18 protein-coding genes are annotated in these 17,103 nt (G+C 54.3%); 11 read left to right on the forward strand and 7 right to left on the reverse strand.

Annotated elements, in window-relative coordinates; genetic code table 11:
* From HF931_RS04775 to HF931_RS04785, 3 genes are read left to right on the forward strand one after another with little or no spacing between them, the layout of a single operon-like run.
* Positions 1-327: a FliM/FliN family flagellar motor switch protein gene (locus HF931_RS04775; protein WP_035547854.1), complete on the forward strand. Its 327-nt coding sequence runs from the start codon at positions 1-3 to the stop codon at positions 325-327.
* Positions 311-1,093 (forward strand): flagellar type III secretion system pore protein FliP, encoded by a 783-nt coding sequence (gene fliP / locus HF931_RS04780; RefSeq protein WP_273242098.1) that lies wholly within the window; start codon positions 311-313, stop codon positions 1,091-1,093. Before HF931_RS04775 ends, fliP begins: the two co-directional genes overlap by 17 nt.
* A 14-nt stretch (positions 1,094-1,107) precedes the next feature.
* Positions 1,108-2,190, forward strand: a complete 1,083-nt coding sequence (locus tag HF931_RS04785) for a FliG C-terminal domain-containing protein (protein ID WP_273242100.1) — start codon at positions 1,108-1,110, stop codon at positions 2,188-2,190.
* Positions 2,191-2,242: 52 nt separating this feature from the next.
* Here the strand turns inward: HF931_RS04785 and HF931_RS04790 are convergent, their stop codons facing one another.
* The 5 genes from HF931_RS04790 to HF931_RS04810 all read right to left on the reverse strand — a co-directional run bounded on the left by HF931_RS04790 (position 2,243) and on the right by HF931_RS04810 (position 8,060).
* Positions 2,243-3,346 (reverse strand): flagellar basal body P-ring protein FlgI, encoded by a 1,104-nt coding sequence (locus HF931_RS04790; protein ID WP_273242102.1) that lies wholly within the window; start codon positions 3,344-3,346, stop codon positions 2,243-2,245.
* Positions 3,347-3,351: 5 nt separating this feature from the next.
* A complete protein-coding gene (locus HF931_RS04795; protein WP_273242103.1) occupies positions 3,352-4,332 on the reverse strand; it encodes a flagellin in 981 nt (326 codons plus the stop codon).
* A 1-nt stretch (position 4,333) separates the two neighbouring features.
* Positions 4,334-5,782, reverse strand: coding sequence for a flagellar hook-associated protein FlgK (gene flgK, locus HF931_RS04800; protein WP_273242105.1), 1,449 nt, complete (start codon positions 5,780-5,782; stop codon positions 4,334-4,336).
* A 30-nt stretch (positions 5,783-5,812) separates the two neighbouring features.
* On the reverse strand, positions 5,813-7,126 hold the full coding sequence (locus HF931_RS04805; protein ID WP_035547843.1) for a flagellar hook protein FlgE: 1,314 nt from the start codon (positions 7,124-7,126) through the stop codon (positions 5,813-5,815).
* 79 nt (positions 7,127-7,205) lie between these two features.
* On the reverse strand, positions 7,206-8,060 hold the full coding sequence (locus tag HF931_RS04810; protein WP_272982527.1) for a flagellar motor protein MotB: 855 nt from the start codon (positions 8,058-8,060) through the stop codon (positions 7,206-7,208).
* Between the two features lie 540 nt (positions 8,061-8,600).
* Here HF931_RS04810 and HF931_RS04815 point away from each other — a divergent pair.
* Genes HF931_RS04815 through HF931_RS04850 form a run of 8 tightly spaced genes read left to right on the forward strand, consistent with a single transcriptional unit; the run spans position 8,601 to position 14,939 of the window.
* A complete protein-coding gene (locus tag HF931_RS04815; protein ID WP_273242107.1) occupies positions 8,601-9,149 on the forward strand; it encodes a FliM/FliN family flagellar motor switch protein in 549 nt (182 codons plus the stop codon).
* 42 nt (positions 9,150-9,191) lie between these two features.
* Positions 9,192-10,058 carry a flagellar motor stator protein MotA gene (motA, locus tag HF931_RS04820; protein ID WP_035547835.1) on the forward strand — a complete coding sequence of 289 codons (867 nt, stop codon included), beginning with the start codon at positions 9,192-9,194 and terminating at the stop codon, positions 10,056-10,058.
* Positions 10,055-11,776 carry a hypothetical protein gene (locus tag HF931_RS04825; RefSeq protein WP_273242108.1) on the forward strand — a complete coding sequence of 574 codons (1,722 nt, stop codon included), beginning with the start codon at positions 10,055-10,057 and terminating at the stop codon, positions 11,774-11,776. The genes motA and HF931_RS04825 overlap by 4 nt, the downstream gene beginning before the upstream one ends.
* A complete protein-coding gene (locus HF931_RS04830) occupies positions 11,776-12,489 on the forward strand; it encodes a flagellar hook-basal body complex protein (protein ID WP_273012028.1) in 714 nt (237 codons plus the stop codon). Before HF931_RS04825 ends, HF931_RS04830 begins: the two co-directional genes overlap by 1 nt.
* 26 nt (positions 12,490-12,515) lie before the next feature.
* Positions 12,516-13,301 carry a flagellar basal-body rod protein FlgG gene (gene flgG, locus HF931_RS04835; protein ID WP_035547826.1) on the forward strand — a complete coding sequence of 262 codons (786 nt, stop codon included), beginning with the start codon at positions 12,516-12,518 and terminating at the stop codon, positions 13,299-13,301.
* A 4-nt stretch (positions 13,302-13,305) separates the two neighbouring features.
* Entirely contained in the window at positions 13,306-13,713 is a 408-nt protein-coding gene (gene flgA / locus HF931_RS04840) for a flagellar basal body P-ring formation chaperone FlgA (RefSeq protein WP_273242110.1), read from the forward strand.
* Positions 13,710-14,414 carry a flagellar basal body L-ring protein FlgH gene (locus HF931_RS04845; RefSeq protein WP_273242112.1) on the forward strand — a complete coding sequence of 235 codons (705 nt, stop codon included), beginning with the start codon at positions 13,710-13,712 and terminating at the stop codon, positions 14,412-14,414. The genes flgA and HF931_RS04845 overlap by 4 nt, the downstream gene beginning before the upstream one ends.
* A gap of 9 nt (positions 14,415-14,423) precedes the next feature.
* Positions 14,424-14,939, forward strand: coding sequence for a flagellar basal body-associated FliL family protein (locus tag HF931_RS04850; RefSeq protein ID WP_273242114.1), 516 nt, complete (start codon positions 14,424-14,426; stop codon positions 14,937-14,939).
* Between the two features lie 15 nt (positions 14,940-14,954).
* Here the strand turns inward: HF931_RS04850 and HF931_RS04855 are convergent, their stop codons facing one another.
* The gene (locus HF931_RS04855; RefSeq protein WP_035547814.1) at positions 14,955-15,626 is read right to left on the reverse strand and encodes a flagellar hook assembly protein FlgD; all 672 of its coding nucleotides are present in this window, start codon (positions 15,624-15,626) and stop codon (positions 14,955-14,957) included.
* Positions 15,627-15,638: 12 nt separating this feature from the next.
* Entirely contained in the window at positions 15,639-17,015 is a 1,377-nt protein-coding gene (gene fliK, locus HF931_RS04860) for a flagellar hook-length control protein FliK (RefSeq protein ID WP_273242116.1), read from the reverse strand.
* Positions 17,016-17,103 lie beyond the last annotated feature (88 nt).

The raw sequence follows: 17,103 nt of genomic DNA on the forward strand, positions 1-17,103 counted from the left end.
ATGGCTATTCCCGAAATGACGCCTTCGGATGAAATTGCGATTGAACAGCAGGAAGACGTCCTTCCTGGTGGTAAGGCCTATCGATCAATCTACAACGTCCCAGTGAACGTGATCGTGTCCATCGGTCAGAAGCGCCTGACGGTGGCAGAAATTCTAGACCTCAAACCCGATTCCGTCATCGCGCTTTCCGCGAAGATAGAAGACCCGGTGTCGCTTTCGGTTGACAACAAACTGATCGCACGTGGCGAACTCATCGAGACTGAAGAAGGCGGGATCGGAGTGAAGATCACGGAGATCGCGGAGGATCCCGATGATAAAGGGACCTGATTTCGTTCCGCGCTTTCTTGGCGGGGTCATTGTATTCTTGTTTCTTTACGCGGTCTCAGGGGCCGCTTTTGCGCAAGAAATAGACCCATCGCAGATACAGGTGCCTGAGGGGCTTCTAACCAATGGTGGGGAAGGGGGGCTGAGCGGGTCAGTCATCCTGCTCCTTGTCCTGGTTACAGTTCTGAGTCTGGCGCCCGGTATCGCCATGATGGCGACCTGTCTGCCATTCATGATCATCGTCTTCTCATTCCTGAGGCAGGCGATTGGCGTTCAACAGGCGCCGCCCAACATGTTGATCATGGCGCTCGCAATGTTTCTCACATTCTTCGTTATGGAGCCGACCTTCATGGAGGCGTGGAACAACGGCATCTCACCTTACATGGATGGTGCCATTGACGAAGGGCAGGCCTGGACCGCCGCAACAGAGCCGTTTCGCGCATTCATGACGGCCCGCGTAGACCCTGAGACCATTCCGGTGCTGGCCGATGCTGTGAATCGTCCGCTGGAAGAGGGCGAAGAACCTTCCTTTGCGCTCTTGTCGACGAGCTTCATGTTGTCAGAGATCAAACATGCGTTTCAGATCGGGTTCGTTATTTTCTTGCCCTTCCTGATCATCGATCTGGTCGTGTCGTCTGTTCTGATGGCGGTTGGTATGATGATGGTGCCTCCGACCGTTGTTTCGCTTCCCTTTAAGGTTGGGTTCATTGTTCTGGCGGATGGCTGGTTGAAGATCACAGAAGCACTTCTGCGAGGGTATGCCGGATGAGTTCGGTTGTTGAAATGAAACAGGGTTCCACGCCACAAGCGGTTGCACGCGCGACCCCTCCGCTGCCGGCCTCGGCGCTCAAGCTTACTCGCGCTCAGAAGGCTGCGGTCGTGATCGCAATGCTTGGTGAGGCTGAGGCGCGGCCGATTGTCGAACGGTTGGATGACCGCACCATGGCGCAAGTCGCAACGGCGCTGGAAACAATCTCCACACTCGCACGCGAAGATTTGATCGAGATTGCTGTCGACTTTCTGAGAGAGCTGCGCGCAGCAAGTGGCTCCTTCTCGGGCGGGCAGGACAAGGCGCGTGAGATCATTGCGAACTTGCTGGACCAGAACCGCTATCAGCAGATCTACGGATCAGAGGAATCTGTCGAATCTGGTGCAGAGGAAGTTGCCACAGATACCTGGCAAAAGCTGGAGCGCCACGATCCACAGAAAGTGGCCGATTATTTCAGCAGCCTCACGCCGAATATCATTGCGCTCATCCTGCGCCGGATCGACGTAGCCGCCGCGTCCGAAATCGTCGGGTTTCTCGAGGAGAACCAGCTCGACCCGGTTGTTGGTCATCTCGTGGAAGATGAAGCGCCAGACGCCGAAATTTACACCGTGCTCGCGCACATGCTGGAAATAGAATTGCTCAACAAAGCCGAGGGCGCGAGCGAGGGAGACGACAGTCATCTGGACGTGATCGGTGAAATGCTCAGCCTCGTGCCAAGTGATCGCCGCGACCGGATTTTGGCATTCCTGAGCAGCACGCATGAGAGCAAACTCAAAAGTATTGAACGGGTCATGTTCACGATCGACAGCTTGCCGGAGATTCTCCCAAGAGAGGTTGTCTCTGTTGTCTTCCGTGAACTGGGTGACGAGTCGATGACGCGGTTGCTCGCGAGTCTTCGGACGAGCGGTGGAGAAGTCACAGACTATCTTCTGAGCAACATTTCATCGCGATTGGCAGACCAATACCGCCTGCAGCTTGAAGATGTCCCGGAAATGTCGCCTGAAAAGGTCGAAAAGGTCCAGCGAGAGTTTCTTCTCTCGCTGATGTCGCTCAAGCGGGATGGCACGATCAAGATCGGCAAGCCTGAAGAGGACTAGGCCGCGTATCGCTGTCTCGGCTTACGCTCAAGCGAGAGCGAATTGTTCGGATTCAGCGAATGATCAGGTCGGCGTGTAGTGCGCCGGCTGTCTTCATCGTCCGGATGATGTCTGCAATTTCCTGGGGTGTCACGCCGAGTGCATTGAGTCCGGCGATCAGTTCGGAAAGCGAGACATTTGGCTCCAGCATGGCGATGTTTTTGCTGCCAGTCTGACCGATCGTGATTTGTGACCGCGGCAGCGCAATCGACTCCCCTCTTGCAAATGGGTTTGGCTGCGACACGACAGGGCTTTCGACGACCTTGATCGAGATGTTGCCCTGAGCAATCGCGACTTTTGAGATCGTGACGTCTTCTCCGAGCACAATCGTTCCAGACTTTTCATCGATCACGATACGTGCGGGAACGGAAACGCTGACTGGAAGGTTTTCGATGTCTGCCAGAATGCGGGAGGGTGAGCCCTGAAGACCGCGAAGGTCAAGATCAACAGTGCCGGGATCGCGAGTGTAAGCAACTTGAGTGCCGTATGCGGTGTTGATCACATCTTCCACGCGCGCAGCCGTTGTGAAGTCGGGATCGCGGAGGGCCAGGGTCAGGCTGTCTCGTTGATTGAAATCATAGCCGATCTCGCGTTCAACACGGGCACCATTCGGGATCGCACCAGCCGTCGGCGTGCCACGCGTTTCCCGCGCCGCCTGAGCTTGAACATCAATACCAGAAACGATGATGCTCCCTTGGGCGACAGCGTAGACTTCGTTGTCCGCGCCTTTGAGCGGGGTGAGGATCAAGGTGCCGCCTTCCAGGCTTTTTGCGTCTCCAATTGATGACACGGAAATGTCGATCGTTGATCCACTCCGTGCGAACGAGGGAAGGGTGGCTGTGACAAGAACAGCTGCGGCATTATTCGGCTTGATGTCCTCGCCCTGCACATTCACGCCAAGGCGCTCAAGCATGTAGGTGAGGGAATCTTCGGTAAATGGAGAATTTCGGACCGAGTCCCCAGTGCCATTCAGACCAACGACGATACCGTATCCGATGAGATCGTTTTGGCGAACGCCTTCGACATCCACGACGTCCCGTATGCGCGTTTGTGCTGTGATATTTGTTGCTGAGGTCAATGCAACGAGACAGGAGAGAGCGAGCGTTTTCCAAAACATCGTGATTAGCCTAGATAGTTCAGGAGTGAGAGTTGCGACAGCCGTGCGGTTATCATGTACGAGGCTTCGAGCGTGGTCTCCAGAGACTGAAGTTCACTTGCCGCTTCATACTGATCGCGGGCAGTCAGATTGTTGAAGGAGGCCGTCAGGATCGTTTCTTCTGCAGCAAGGCTTTCAAGGTCATCTGCAATTCTCTGTTCGAATACACCAAGATCCGCACGAAGATTCGTGATCGCTGTTTCACTCGCGGAGAGTTTGAGCGATGTCGATTCGATTAGGCCGGAGTACCCATTGAGGTTTGCGATGCTTCCATCCGGACCTGAGAGAGACAGAATAGCCAAATTGCGGATCTGCGAGCGAATAGCTTCATGGTCCGCATTCACCCCGTCGGGATCAGAAGTCGTGGTATTGCCTTGATAGATGTTCTGCTGCCAGCCGCCGGTCGGAGAACTGAAATAGTCATCGAGCTGGGTTTCGAAGTCGTTGGCATCAGTTGCCATTTGAGCGATCGCTTCGATGTCAGCTAGCAGTTGATCTGAGCCAGCAAACGGGATGGAAGATGTTGCATCCCCAGCAAACAGGAATCTCTCGCCATAACGCGCGTTCAGCGCCGACATTGTCGTTGAAAGAGCAGCTTTTGCGTCTCGGGAGGCAGTTGCGATTTCCGTTTCATGGCTCCCAACAACTGCACTGAGCATGCTGGCCGCAATACCCGTGGAACTTTCTTGTACGGTTGTGAGGCTGGACTGGACGAGCGAGAGCCTGGCGCTTCGCAGGTCCAGAACCTCCTTCTCGGATGTCAGGTCGGTTAGGGCCTTCTGGCTCAGCATAGCCTTGCCGATTCGACCGGAGAGATGCAGCGTCAAATCTTCATATCGTCCTGTCGTTGCCTCAGTGGACGTCTTTCCGATCTGTGATCTGAGTTCTGAGATGTGCTGGCTCAGCGTGGAGGTCATGAGACCCGAAGATATGGCAAAACGATCCATCCTAGATCTCCATCAATCTTTGCAGCATCTGGTTGGCGATCTCGATTACGCGGGCATTGGCTGCGTAAGCCTGTTCAATCGCCAGAAGATCTTGCATCTGGCTGTCGATATCGACACCTGTCTCGGATAGTTCCGCCTCCATCATCAAATCGTGCTGGGTCGATGCAGCAGAGAGGGCGGTTTCATGTGAAATGCGCGTCTGCCCTGTCATGGAGGCGACATGTGCAACGAGGTCAGTGGCTGAGAAGCTGCCCTGAATGCCATTGGCGTTCATCGACTGGATTGCTGTGAAGGCGTCCGACATCGCGGACAGGATGGAATTGTTGCCAGGAGGACCTTCGCTCGCTGCCCCGATCCCATCGCGAAGCCGCCAGATGCTACCACCCTGAGTGGGGTCGATCTGAGCGTTGATGTCGATACGCCCTGCCAATCCCGGATCGCCGGGAGTGCCAGTGTCTACAAACAGTCCAAATTCACCAGCAACTTTCGTCGGATCGATCGCGTCGTTGGACAGGCGACTAACCAAATCGTTCGCAATCGTATCAAGCTGGGCGCCGAATGCAGGAAGGTCGGCATCACGAAGAGTGAATAGAGCGCCAAACATACCACTTGATACGGCCGCGTAGCTTGAAGCCCCAGGGGTAAGTTCCAAATCGCCGACCATCAGTTTGGACAAAGCACCGTTGTCGACAGTCATGTTTGGTCCGAACGCGTTTCCAGGAGTGAATTCAAGCTGCTTTGCGGTGCCGGCGACCAAGTAGACACCTTCACTCGTGACGACATCTATTGTGCCGCCGTCGCGAGGCACTGCTTCAATAGGAAGGTATTCCGAAATCGTGTCGAGTGCGCGCTGGCGGTCGTCCATCAATGCTGCAGCTTGGGCCGTCGTGCGATCCATACCGGCCAATAAGCCATTGAGTTCTTCAACTTGCTTCAGGGCGGCATTCACGACGTTCACACCATCGGCAATTTCACGATCCGCTTCTGTGCGTTGCTGGGTAACAAGTTGAGAAAGGCCATTCAGCTCGTTCACGACCGAGTTTGCAGCGTCGAGCAACGCTGACAGCTGCGTTCCAGATTCTGGTGACACGACCGCAGCAGATAAGGCGGACTCAAAATTTGATAGCTTGCTGAACAAGCCAGTGCCTTCCGCATCGTCTCCAATTCGCGATGAGAGTACTTGCCAAGTGCTGGCCATCAGACTGGATTGTGCGACGTTGCTCGACAATGTCATACGCTCAGACGTGAGGCCTGAATCTGTCGCGCGGACGACACCGGTAGAGCTGACCCCGCTTGTGCGTCCACCGACTAATGTTTCGCTTAATATGATCGAACGCCGGACATAGCCCGGCGTTGATGCGTTTGCGACATTGGTAGCGACAACGTCGGCCCGCAGGCCTGAGACCTTCAGGCCGGTTTGGGCCGCATTGATGGCGTGGGATATACTCACGGCAGGGCTCGCATTTCAGCTAAGGCGGGCTTAGCGCTTCAGATTGGTCGTTTCCTGAAGCATCTCGTCGACGGTTTGAACGATCTTGGCGCTTGAAGAGTAGGCGCGTTGAGTTTCGATCAGGTCAGTCAATTCCGCTGCAATGTCCGTAGTGGACTCCATCAGTGCATAGCCTTCGATGCTGCCAACCGGTCCCGTACCTGCATCCCACAAGTAGAGGTTTCCACTTTCTGCGGATACGCGGAACGCCTGGCCATCCAGCGCCTTGAGACCGTTCATGTTCGGAACGTCACCGACTGGGATCTGATAGAGAGTGCGGCGGAAGCCGGTGTTGTAAATGGCTTGCAGATAACCATTCTCGTCTATCTCGACGGATTGAAGGTCACCGATGGGCGCGCCATCCTTGCTAACCGAAGTCGGAGAGAAGTTGGCAGAAAGCTGGGTGATGCCGGCGCTGTCATTTGGACGCCCGATGAAAACTTCGACGTTTCCGTGTGGCAGGCTCAAGGTCACTGTGCCGGTCGCGTCGTCATATGTCGCGCCATTGGAAGCAGTTACACCGCCTGTGTCGATACGACCGCCATTGGCAGCACTATCAGCAAAGCTGATTGCCAAGTCGCCGATGGACGTCAGCGGATTACCATTGGCGCTGTCGAAAATTTGGACAGTCCAGTCATTGCTGGATCCGGTAGCAGGAACCGACGGGGTGAATTCAATGGAAAGCGTCTGTGCACGGCCCAGATTATCGAAGTACTCGATGGGTAGTGTGTAGGCTTCTCCCGTGCCGCCAGCTGTGGTGGCGTCAGCGGGCAAATTAATGCCCAGTTCGATACGGGACGTCGGTGAGGCGGTGTATTGGGACGCGGCGATGTTGACCGGCTCCAGGTCAGTACCGCTGTTCCGGCTTACATTACCGATCTCGCCATCGGAGTTGGCTGGCCATCCAAGCAGGAACAGGCCGCTTTGAGTGCGAAGATTTCCGCTTTCGTCAGCATAGAAAGATCCGGTAGGGAGCAGCATCAGGCTGCGTTCGGACGACAGAGAGTTCACGCCTGTATTATCAGTTACCGGAACGAGGCCTCGGCCGGAAACCGCAAGGTCAGTCGCGTTTCCGGTTGAAATCAGGGACCCCGTCGCTGCGATATCCTTGAAGGCAGTTACGCGAACACCGCCAGCAGCGTATGCCGATGATTGTTGTTGCAGCACCATGCTCGAAAAATCGACCTGGCTACGCTTGTAGCCGTAGGTGGATGAGTTGGCGATGTTATCGGAAATGGCGGAAAGACGACTCGAATTCGAGTTCAGCCCCATCACGCCCGCATTCAGGGATGAAGAAATGCTCATGGTCGACTCCTACGACAGATGTATTTCTATCAGTGGAGCGCATTCCTTAATAAGCCGATAACCTTAGTTCTTAACAACCCTACAATCTGAGTTCATCTTTGTTCGGCTGATTTGTCAGGATCACGATTGAGATTCGACGGTTCTGGGATGCAGACGGATCGTCTGGAGCCAGTGGGTCTGTGTCAGCGCGACCGGAAACTTCCTTGAGGCGAGAAGGCCTCATGCCCTTTTCCAGCAGGAGCTTACGGATCATGTTGGCGCGATCAGTCGACAAGTTCCAGTTGTCGTAATTGGCATCCAGTCGATATTGGAGGCTATCAGTATGCCCGACAATCTTGATGTCGTTTCGAAATGCATCGAGAGATCCTGATATCGATGTCAGCAAATCCTGGAGGAGAGGGGTCGGATTGCTACTGCCAACCATAAACAGGGGTGAACTGTCGGAATCGATGATTTCGAGAACCATCCCTTCGGGAGACATTTTTATCATGAGGTGCTCAGAAAGCTGTTTGGCATCCTCATTCAATTCGGCCCGCAGATTTTGAAGGTTTTCGGCGACTTCCTCGGCACTGGCATCCGCCGCAGTGGCGCTGGCTTCCTTCTTCGGCGTGTCAATCGTTACATCGCGCGTGCCGCCCGTTCCCATTTTGGCGTAGGTGTCCTCGGTAAACATTGAAGAGCCATTCAGGCCATCAGACCCACCGCCAGAAATCCGGCTCACCGGAATGGTCGGGTTGAAATAGTCGGCGATGCCCTTGCGTTGTTCCTCTGTCGTTGCATTGAGCAGCCACATGAGCAGGAAGAACGCCATCATCGCAGTCACGAAGTCAGCATAAGCAACTTTCCAGGCGCCGCCATGATGGCCGTCGCCCTGAACCACCTTCTTGCGCTTGATGATGATTGGTTGCGCGTCTGTCGATGCTTTATCGACCATAATCAGTCCTGCCCCGGTGCTCTGGAACACTACTCCTAACAGGCTTGAATCAATTCATGGCTAATCTGGGCGCAGGGTTTCAGACGGTCGTAGTAACCATTCAGCAACCAAATTACTTAATTCCTACCAGACGGAACTGGGTAAATATGTAGGCTTGTTGTGTCGTCTGTGCTGCGAAAGAAGATCGGGGCAGGGGGAGGACTCCCTCCAACGATTCGCCAATGCGAACCCCTTTGGCTCGCCTTGGCGTCTTCCATTGGTCAATGGACACAAGAAGTTTACGGTCAGGTTTCCACGCCGGACCTTATTTCTCGCAAGGTTTTCGCAGGGGCCGATCTGCCGAGCGCGGCCCACGACGTGTTCACTTATGTAAGCCCTGAGCATAATGTCGGACCTGTTGCTGCGGTGACAATCAACTTCGCTGGTGCCCAGAGATATTCTGCCCAGCGTTTGCGACAGGGCGCGTCTAGCCTGAACAATGCCCCTGAATTGTTTCTTCGTCTGATGGCGGAGAGCGCTGCGCGTGCCCTTTGGAAAAGAATGGCTTGTTCTATCTCCAGCGATAGTGATGCCAATACTCCGGCGCAATTGATCGATATTGCCCGTGCGGCAGAGCCATTCGACGCCGATACAACTTACATCAACCTGACCTACAAATTGGGAGATGGAGACGGCGAGGACAGTTGGCTTATTGAAGGTGAAACTACCGCTCCGGAAATTGGAGTCATAGTTCGGTTGTCCGCAATCAAGTCGCTTGCCAAGGCCTTTCAAGAGAATACGGCCAGGCCCAAGTCGCAGGATGATACGGGACGAGGTGTTCTGCGGGAGCGCGTTCGGCATACGACAGTCGTGCTGGATGCAGTGCTGGATTCCATGCGCATGACCATTGGTGAGTGCGCCGAGATAAAGGTCGGGCAAGTCATCTCACTGCCGGGCGCGAAGATGGACAAACTTGATCTGAGCGCCGGTACGGTGAGCGGATCACTGCCGATCAGCCAGGGGGAACTTGGCGCCTGGAAAGGGCAGAGAGCCTTGAAGCTGAAGGCACCCGTGCCTGAGGATGTCATTCGAGAAATTGCCGAAATTTGAGTTTGTCCCCGCCGATGGCGGAGGAATGCAAGGAGTTAGTAAGTGAACGCAATAGCAGGACTTGTCGTCACAGTCGTGATGGTCTTCGGCGGCTACATGCTGGCTGGGGGGCACCTCGATATTATCATGCATTCTCTCCCCTTCGAGATGATGATGATTGGTGGCGCCGCCACGGGCGCATTCCTCGCCGGCAATGATTTGACTACGATCAAACACGCAGGGGGTGATATTGTCGCTGCGTTCTCAGGCCCAAAATGGAAAAAATCCGACTATCAGGATCTCCTCTGCCTGATGCACGAGCTATTGAATGTTCTCAAAAAGAACCCGGTCGACATCGAAGCTCATATCGAAGCTCCTCAAGATTCAGATATCTTTGCGCGCTACCCGAAAATCCTGAAGGACAAGCGCGCGATTGAAATGATTTGCGATACCATTCGCTCAATGATCATGAATTTCGACAACGTTCACCAGGTTGAGGAGCTTCTCGAAAAGCAGCTTGAAAGCCTGATTGAGGAAAAACTTCACGGATCCCACGCGTTGCAGAACATGGCGGATGCACTGCCTGCACTCGGCATTGTTGCGGCTGTTCTTGGTGTGATCAAGACAATGGCATCGATTGACAAACCCCCTGAAGTTCTTGGCGGCATGATCGGCGGCGCGCTTGTTGGTACGTTCCTTGGCGTGTTTCTCGCCTATGGAATTGTTGGCCCTTTCGCGACCCGGGTGAAACATATCCGCCTTGAAGAGCACAATTTCTATTCGATGATCGGCGAAGTTCTGGTGTCGAACCTTCACAAAAATCCGGTGAACATTTGTGTTGAGGTGGCGCGACGCCATGCACCCACCCGTGTGCGCCCTTCTTTCAATGAAGTCGAAGAAGCGATCCGGGGGTTGAAACAAGCCGCGTGACCCGTTCTCGTCTCCCTCTTGTTGTCGGCTTATCCGTCGTGATGAGCATGCCCGCACTTGGGGAGATTTCAGGTGAGACTGGCGTGCATGTGGCGGAAGCAGATCAACTGTCAGAGCATTTTCGCCAGTTCGTTGACGACGCGATTGATGAAGGATTGCTCGCGCCGGCCGGCTCCAACCCGCAGGCGACGCCGGTGTTCCGGGGGCGCCTGGATAGCGCAGAGCCCAGCCGCCCCGTTCCCATGTCGACAGGATGTACTGCTGAAACCGATCTGGATTTCGCGCCGTACATAAGCCTGAGCAGCTATGAGGACTTCTTGCATTGGCGAGCGCAGAAGCTTTCGGATCAGGAGTCTATACGCCCAATCGAGATGGCGATGGCCTACATCACGATTGGGTTGTTTGCTGAAGCCCGGCTTCAACTCGCTGATCTTGAAGGACAGAATGCTGAACTGCTCCGAGACTTCTCTTATTTTCTGGAAGAGGGGCGGGTCACTCGGATCGACGCACTCAATCAGGCTGCGGAGTGCAACCCTTCGGCGGCAATCTGGCAATCTTTGGCGAAGGTCACGATGCTAGATCCGGACGGGGTCTCACAGCTGAATGCCAGTCTGACTCTCTACCGAAAACTACCTTGGTATCTTAAGATACGCTTCGCTGCGATGGCTGTGCCCGCTCTGGACCAGATGGGGGAGCCCTTGCTGGCCGAGAAAATGATGGCGGATTTCACTGCGGAACAGATTGCGCGCTCGCCGCGCTTGTCGCTGAACCAGGCCATTCTTGACATGTACAAGGGCGGACTGGTTGCGGATGAGGGCTTACGACCATTCCTGAGAAACTCTGATCTGAGGTCGGTTGCGGCGGCTGCTTTGTTGAAGCATGGATTTCCCATCGAAACCGAAGTCCAGAATGAAGTTGTCGGCAACATTGTCGAGAATGTGCAGCGCATGCCGGATGGCCAGAACATCCGTACGAATTTGCGGGCTATGCTGGATCGTCCTGCTGAAATCACGGATTACGAAACGATCTCACGACTGGCGTCCCTGCCGACGCTTCAGGAACCGGAGACGAGACAACTTCTCAGCGCGCAATTGGTGAGAAGGCTGGAGGCGGACTTTTCAAAGGACGACCATTTTTTCAAGGTTGCCGCAATGAGTGCGACGTTCCTGAATCGTGATCTGTTGGGAGAGAGCGAAGAGGCAGCAGAAGTGCTGAAGTCCGCCACTGTCGTCGCTGCGGATCTCGGTCTGGTGAATGTGGTGAATGAGTTCGCCAACGATATCAAACAGGATGATGATCTGGCCTCGAAACGCGCGGAAATGGCATTCCGGATGTTTGACGTGACAGCACTTCGGAATCTTTCCGGAACAGACCCGAATAATACTGACGTGACCCGACTAGCCGCGATGAGCGCAATCATGGCGCGGGATACGATGTGGCTTCAGACTCTGGTTTCCAAAGTTTCTCTCGACGCAGCGACTCTTGTGGATCTCATCGAATGCGATGCGGTGTATGGCGACTGGGTTCTGCCAGAGAACTTCTATGTCGCTGCTGAACAGATCACGGACGAACAATACATAGCGCGCGCTCAAGCTGTGCTTGCTCTGCGGGCGCGAGGTTCAGCCACGGGTTCACGAAAGATCCATCTGAACGAAATTCCGGAGAATCTTCAGCTGATCAGTCAGCTCCTTGATTCGACAATTGGAGGTGCTCTCTAGTGTCCAATGCAATTTATGCCACCTTGACGCGCCAAGACGGTCTGCTTCGAGAAATGCAGGTTATCGCGAACAATGTCGCAAACTCCAGCACAACTGGTTACAAATCAAATCACGCCATCTTTGCCGAGCATATTGCTGCGGTAAATGGAGAAGGCGACAGCGTCTCCATGGGTAGCTTGTCGGGCCATTCGCACGATCTGTCACAAGGAGCGATGAAGCATACCGGCGGACAGTTCGATCTAGCGATTCATGGCGAGGGGTTCTTTGTCCTGGAAACTCCAGCAGGTGAGCGGCTTACGCGTGCAGGGGCGTTCCAACTTTCCGCGGACGGAAATCTCGTCGATGCTTTTGGTAATCAGGTCATGGGCGCTGGCGGCGGAGCCATTGCTATTCCCGAAGAGGTTACACGCATCTCCGTTGCGCCAGACGGAACTATTTCGTCAGGCCAGGAAATTTTGGGTCAGATCGGTGTGGTAACTGCGAACGGACAGATCGCTCAAGAGGGCGGTACCATGTTTGTGGCCGCTGAGGGCTATGAGCAGGTCGAAGAGCCAAATGTAATTCAAGGTGCATTGGAACAATCCAATGTGTCTTCGATTCTCGAGATTTCGAGACTGATTGAAGTCCAGCGCGCTTACGAGGCGGGGCAAAGCCTGATCGAAAAAGAAGACGAGCGGATCAATCAACTGATCAAGACAATGCGGCAGCTCTAGAGCTTTCGCAAATTGAGGGGAATGAGATGAAATCATTGCAAATCGCCGCGACAGGGATGGCCGCTCAGCAATTGCGAGTGGAGGTGATCTCCAACAACATTGCCAATATGAGCACGGCTGCTTATCGACCGCGTACGGCTGAATTTTCGGATCTCATGTATCAACAGCATTTGACCCCGGGGACAATCACATCCCAAGTGGGAACGGTCGTGCCCGCAGGTATTCAGCTCGGCACAGGCGTGAAGCCATCCTCAGTGTCAATGGAGATTACTCAAGGCGGCCTTCGGGAAACCAGCTCAGAGCTCGACCTTGCGATCGACGGTACAGGATTCTTTGAGGTTACGCTGCCGTCTGGCGAGTCCGCCTATACACGTGATGGTAAGCTGAACCGCAGTCCGGACGGGGAGATCGTAACGATGGATGGATTCCCGCTCGCAGATGGAATTGTCATTCCGGAAGAGGCGCGCAGCATATCCATCAGTCGCGATGGGGAAGTGGTCGCATACTTTGATGGTGAGTCTGATGGTCAGCCTATAGGCAATATTTCGTTGGTTCGTTTCATCAACGAAAAAGGTCTTGAGGCGATGGGTGACAACATGTTTCGACAGACAGAGGCATCGGGTCCACCAAACCAATTGGTCGCGGGTACGGAGGGTATGGGCCTGATTCGACAAGGCTACCTGGAGGAATCTGGTGTAGATGTGGTTCAGGAAATTTCTGAGCTCATCGAGGCTCAGCGCGGATATGAGCTGAACTCCAAAGTGATCACAGCCGCCGACGAAATGCTCGCGGCGACAACAAGGTTGAGGTAACAGAATGATACCAGCAATAGCATTGGGCCTCGGGCTTGCTGCGCACATGATTGGGGCGTCAGCTTCTGTCGCGACTGAAGTGATACGGGCAGGGGACACCGTCACTGCTGCGAACATCTCTACTGAAACCGGCAGTATGGTGTCATCGGATAATCCACTTATTGGCCGCGAAGTTCGGCGTACTGTCTATGTCGGACAAGAGCTCAGCCTGGACGATACCCAGCCCGCGCGATTGGTGCGGCGTAATCAGGTCGTGACGGTAAAGTTCGTCAGCGGTGCGCTAGAGATCGCTACCACGGGACGAGCCATGAGCGAGGCGACAGAAGGAGACAGCGTTTCCATTCTGAACCTCAACTCGAAGAAGATCGTAAGCGGAATAGTGCAATCAGACGGATGGGTACTTGTTCAATGAAGATGACATTCACTCTGACTGCGGCGGCCCTCAGCGTTACCGCCTGTGCTTCGATCCCTTCCGCAGACGCGGAGTTCGACATGACGACACCCACGGTTGTGCCGATGGTGCATCAGCCCGTCGCTGAACCGGTAGGTACGGATGATGCGTCCCTCTGGACGACGTCTCCAAATGCCTTGCTGAGCATGCGTCGGGCAAAGGCTGTCGGCGATCTTCTGACGGTTGTTGTAGAAATGGATGACCGGGCAAGTCTCCAAAGTTCGCTATCGAGAAATCGGAATAGTAGTGCGGATATGAATGTCGATGCCCTGTTCGGCCTGCCAGAGTGGGCAAATGGTGTGCTGCCCGGCGGGGCTTCCCTGTCTCCTGGTGTAGACTATAGCCGTGGTTCATCTCTCGATGGCAGCGGGGCGATGAACCGGGCCGAGAGTATTGCTTTCACATTGGCGGCACGCGTTGTTGCAATGGAGCCTAATGGAAACCTGGTCATTCAGGGCTACCAGCAAACCCGGGTGAGCAATGAGTTGAGGATGTTGACCGTCAGCGGTGTAATTCGCGCACAGGACATTACACGGACAAATACGGTGTCCTACGAGAAAATCGCGGAAGCCCAGATTTCCTATCTGAATACGGGTGACGCAACATCCGTTCCGCAACAAAGGGTAGGGCAGAAAGTGCTCGACCGGGTTATCCCGTTCTAGGAAGACGCCATGAAACAGATAGTTCCGTCCATCGTTGCGTTGCTGGCCATTGTTGCGGGTGGGGGAACGGCGCATTTCCTGACATCAGGTTCAGATGCGAAGCCGGCTGCGGCCGCCCAAAAAGACGATAAGCATGCGGAGCCGAAGAAGCAAAAGAAGGCTCACGGCAAGACAGACAAGCACGGGAAATCCGACGGTTCGGAAGTAACCTATTACAAGTTTTCGCGTGAGTTTGTCGTGCCAATGATCGAAAACGATCGTGTGCAGAGTCTCGTAATCCTGAACCTCAACCTCGAAGTCGATACGTCGATCTCTCAGGAACTGTTCTCGAAAGAGCCGGTCTTGCGGGACAACATCATGACGACACTGGTCAAGTTGAGCAGTGGGGGTCGCACGCTCAATTCGATTACTGACGTCGACAATTATGAAACGCTTCGAGCCATGATTCTCACGAACCTACAGAATGAGGTTCCGGAGGGAATACGAAACGTACTGATACTGGATATGGCTCGGCAGGATCTTTAAAGGTTCGAGAGGTCGTCAGCCTTCGTCCCGGTACTTCGTCACACTGTATAGGTCGGCCGATAGGTGGGAAGAGGTTCCGAACCGGAGCGTCCCATTCTCGCTTCCAACTTCAGTGATTGTTGTGATCAGCTGAGGCGCACCAAGGCTGATGTACTCGCTGCCGCTGTAATAATCTATGGAGAACTCGAACAGCTCATCTTCAGTGATCGATTCGCCAGTATTTGTTTGTCCATTCCAAGTATGCACGCTGTCTTCAGTGTCGAGTTGTTCGGACCATATCAGTTCACCATCGGAATTTCGGACAGTCAGATATGCACTGTCGGCACTTTCAGGCGCATTTGTCAGATACCTAATTTCAGTGCCTGAGTAAGGCACCCAGGATGACTCGATCGTGACTGTTTCTCCCAGCCATTCACTTGCAAACATCGTGTGCAAGTCGCCGATCAATGATGAGATGCTGCCCAGGCTGGAGTTCGTTTGAACTTGCTGTTCGAGAGACGAGAAGGTGGCCAACTGATCGACGAACTGGGTCGAATCCATGGGAGACAGCGGGTCCTGATTCTGCACTTGTGCCGTGAGCAGTTTGATGAAGTTTGTGAACTCTTCGCCAAATTGCTGAGTGGCGGCTGAACTGTTCGTTGTCTGCTGGGCAGATTGGGTAGAAGTCGTGTTGGTGACGGTGCTCATGATCTTTGTCTCTTAAACCCGTATGTCCAGGCTAGTTGTGGCTGACGTGTCTGCCCGCGTTGCTGGTTCGCGGTTTAGAAGAGGTGCGTCCGAGCGTTCCATCTCTTCCTCTGGCGTAGTCAGATTTGACGACTCCCAGTTTCGGGCGTTCTGTTGTTGCTGCGTTTTCTCTTGGAACGTCATATCGCTTCCAGATAAGCCATGTTGTTCCAATGTCGCGACCAGGTCTGGATGGAATGCCCGTATCCGGCGAATGGCTTCAGCGGAATCGGCCGTAACTACCACATGCTGCAGACCTTGAGAGTCAAACTTGAACTCCAGCGATACCCTACCGAGTTCGGGCGGATCCAACTGAATTCGGATTCGAGAATTTTGTGTGTCTGATGAGAGTTCCTGAGAGATGATGCTCGCAATATCGTCAGGAACTGCGACGTAGTTCGTCGTAGCAGGTGGCGGCTGAACGGCGGTCTGTATTGACGGCGTAGCCACCAAAGTTGGGCTTGAAGTCGCGCCGGCAGTCGCCCCTAGGGACGATATAGCGGACGCGTCGCTTGGTCTTGGCTGGGTTTCAATGACCGCATCCGGATGAGCCTTCGCCGCCGTGATTTGAGTGGCTGCTCCGGACGCTTCAGACTTCAATGCGTGTTCTGGTTGGACCATAGAAGAGGGATCTTCCACTGGCGGTATGGCCTGCTTTTCCGTTGATCCAGCCCTTGGCGCGCTAGCGACGTTCTCTATCTCCACGCCGGCGATTTCAGGTTTGGTTTGCTGTTCCGAACTTGAACTGGTGGAACGAACGAGCGTTGCGTTGTCTTGATCGACTTCGAGCATATGTCCGCTGCGAGAAGTGACAGCGGCTTCCGATGCTTCGGATGGAGCTGCCTCACCAACTTGGTCTGCAGTTGTTACTTTGCCGGACGAGGAGTTGGGTGAAATCAACAAGGGCTGATTCGACTCAGCGTCAATTTCCACGACTGCAGTTTCACGGCTGGATATCGTGGAGGTGGGATGCTTTGGCTCGGTTGGACCTGCCGCCGCCCTCTCCGCTCCGAGCGCATTGTTCAGGGCGCTTAGCTCAGTCAACTCAACAGCTTCTGAATCCGCAGAAGCTGGCAGATCTATCTCTGCATCGCCAGTCGCGCCGGTCGTTGGTTCCGTCGGGTCTAAATCAAGAAACTGGTGTGATGTCTGATCACTCAAGGGCCCAAAAGGTTGAGCCACAACCTGGAGATTGTCTGAAGTTTCTTCATCAATATCTTCGTATGAGAGTGTTGAGAGCGCCTCCAGGAATTCCTTCGCAAATCCGCCTTCGACCGGAGCGGGCCTCGTCTCGTCATGGCCACTTTTTTCGGCCGCAGACAAACGTTCCAAGCTAAGGAAAGGCGTCATTCGTTAATCCAGATTAGCTATCTTTTAACCCTAATTGCCTCACCAGTGGTAAATTAAGATTTAAGTTGCGGGGGATTCCGCGCGATTG

The organism is Hyphomonas atlantica corrig., assembly GCF_017795365.1.
Taxonomy (GTDB): domain Bacteria; phylum Pseudomonadota; class Alphaproteobacteria; order Caulobacterales; family Hyphomonadaceae; genus Hyphomonas; species Hyphomonas atlantica.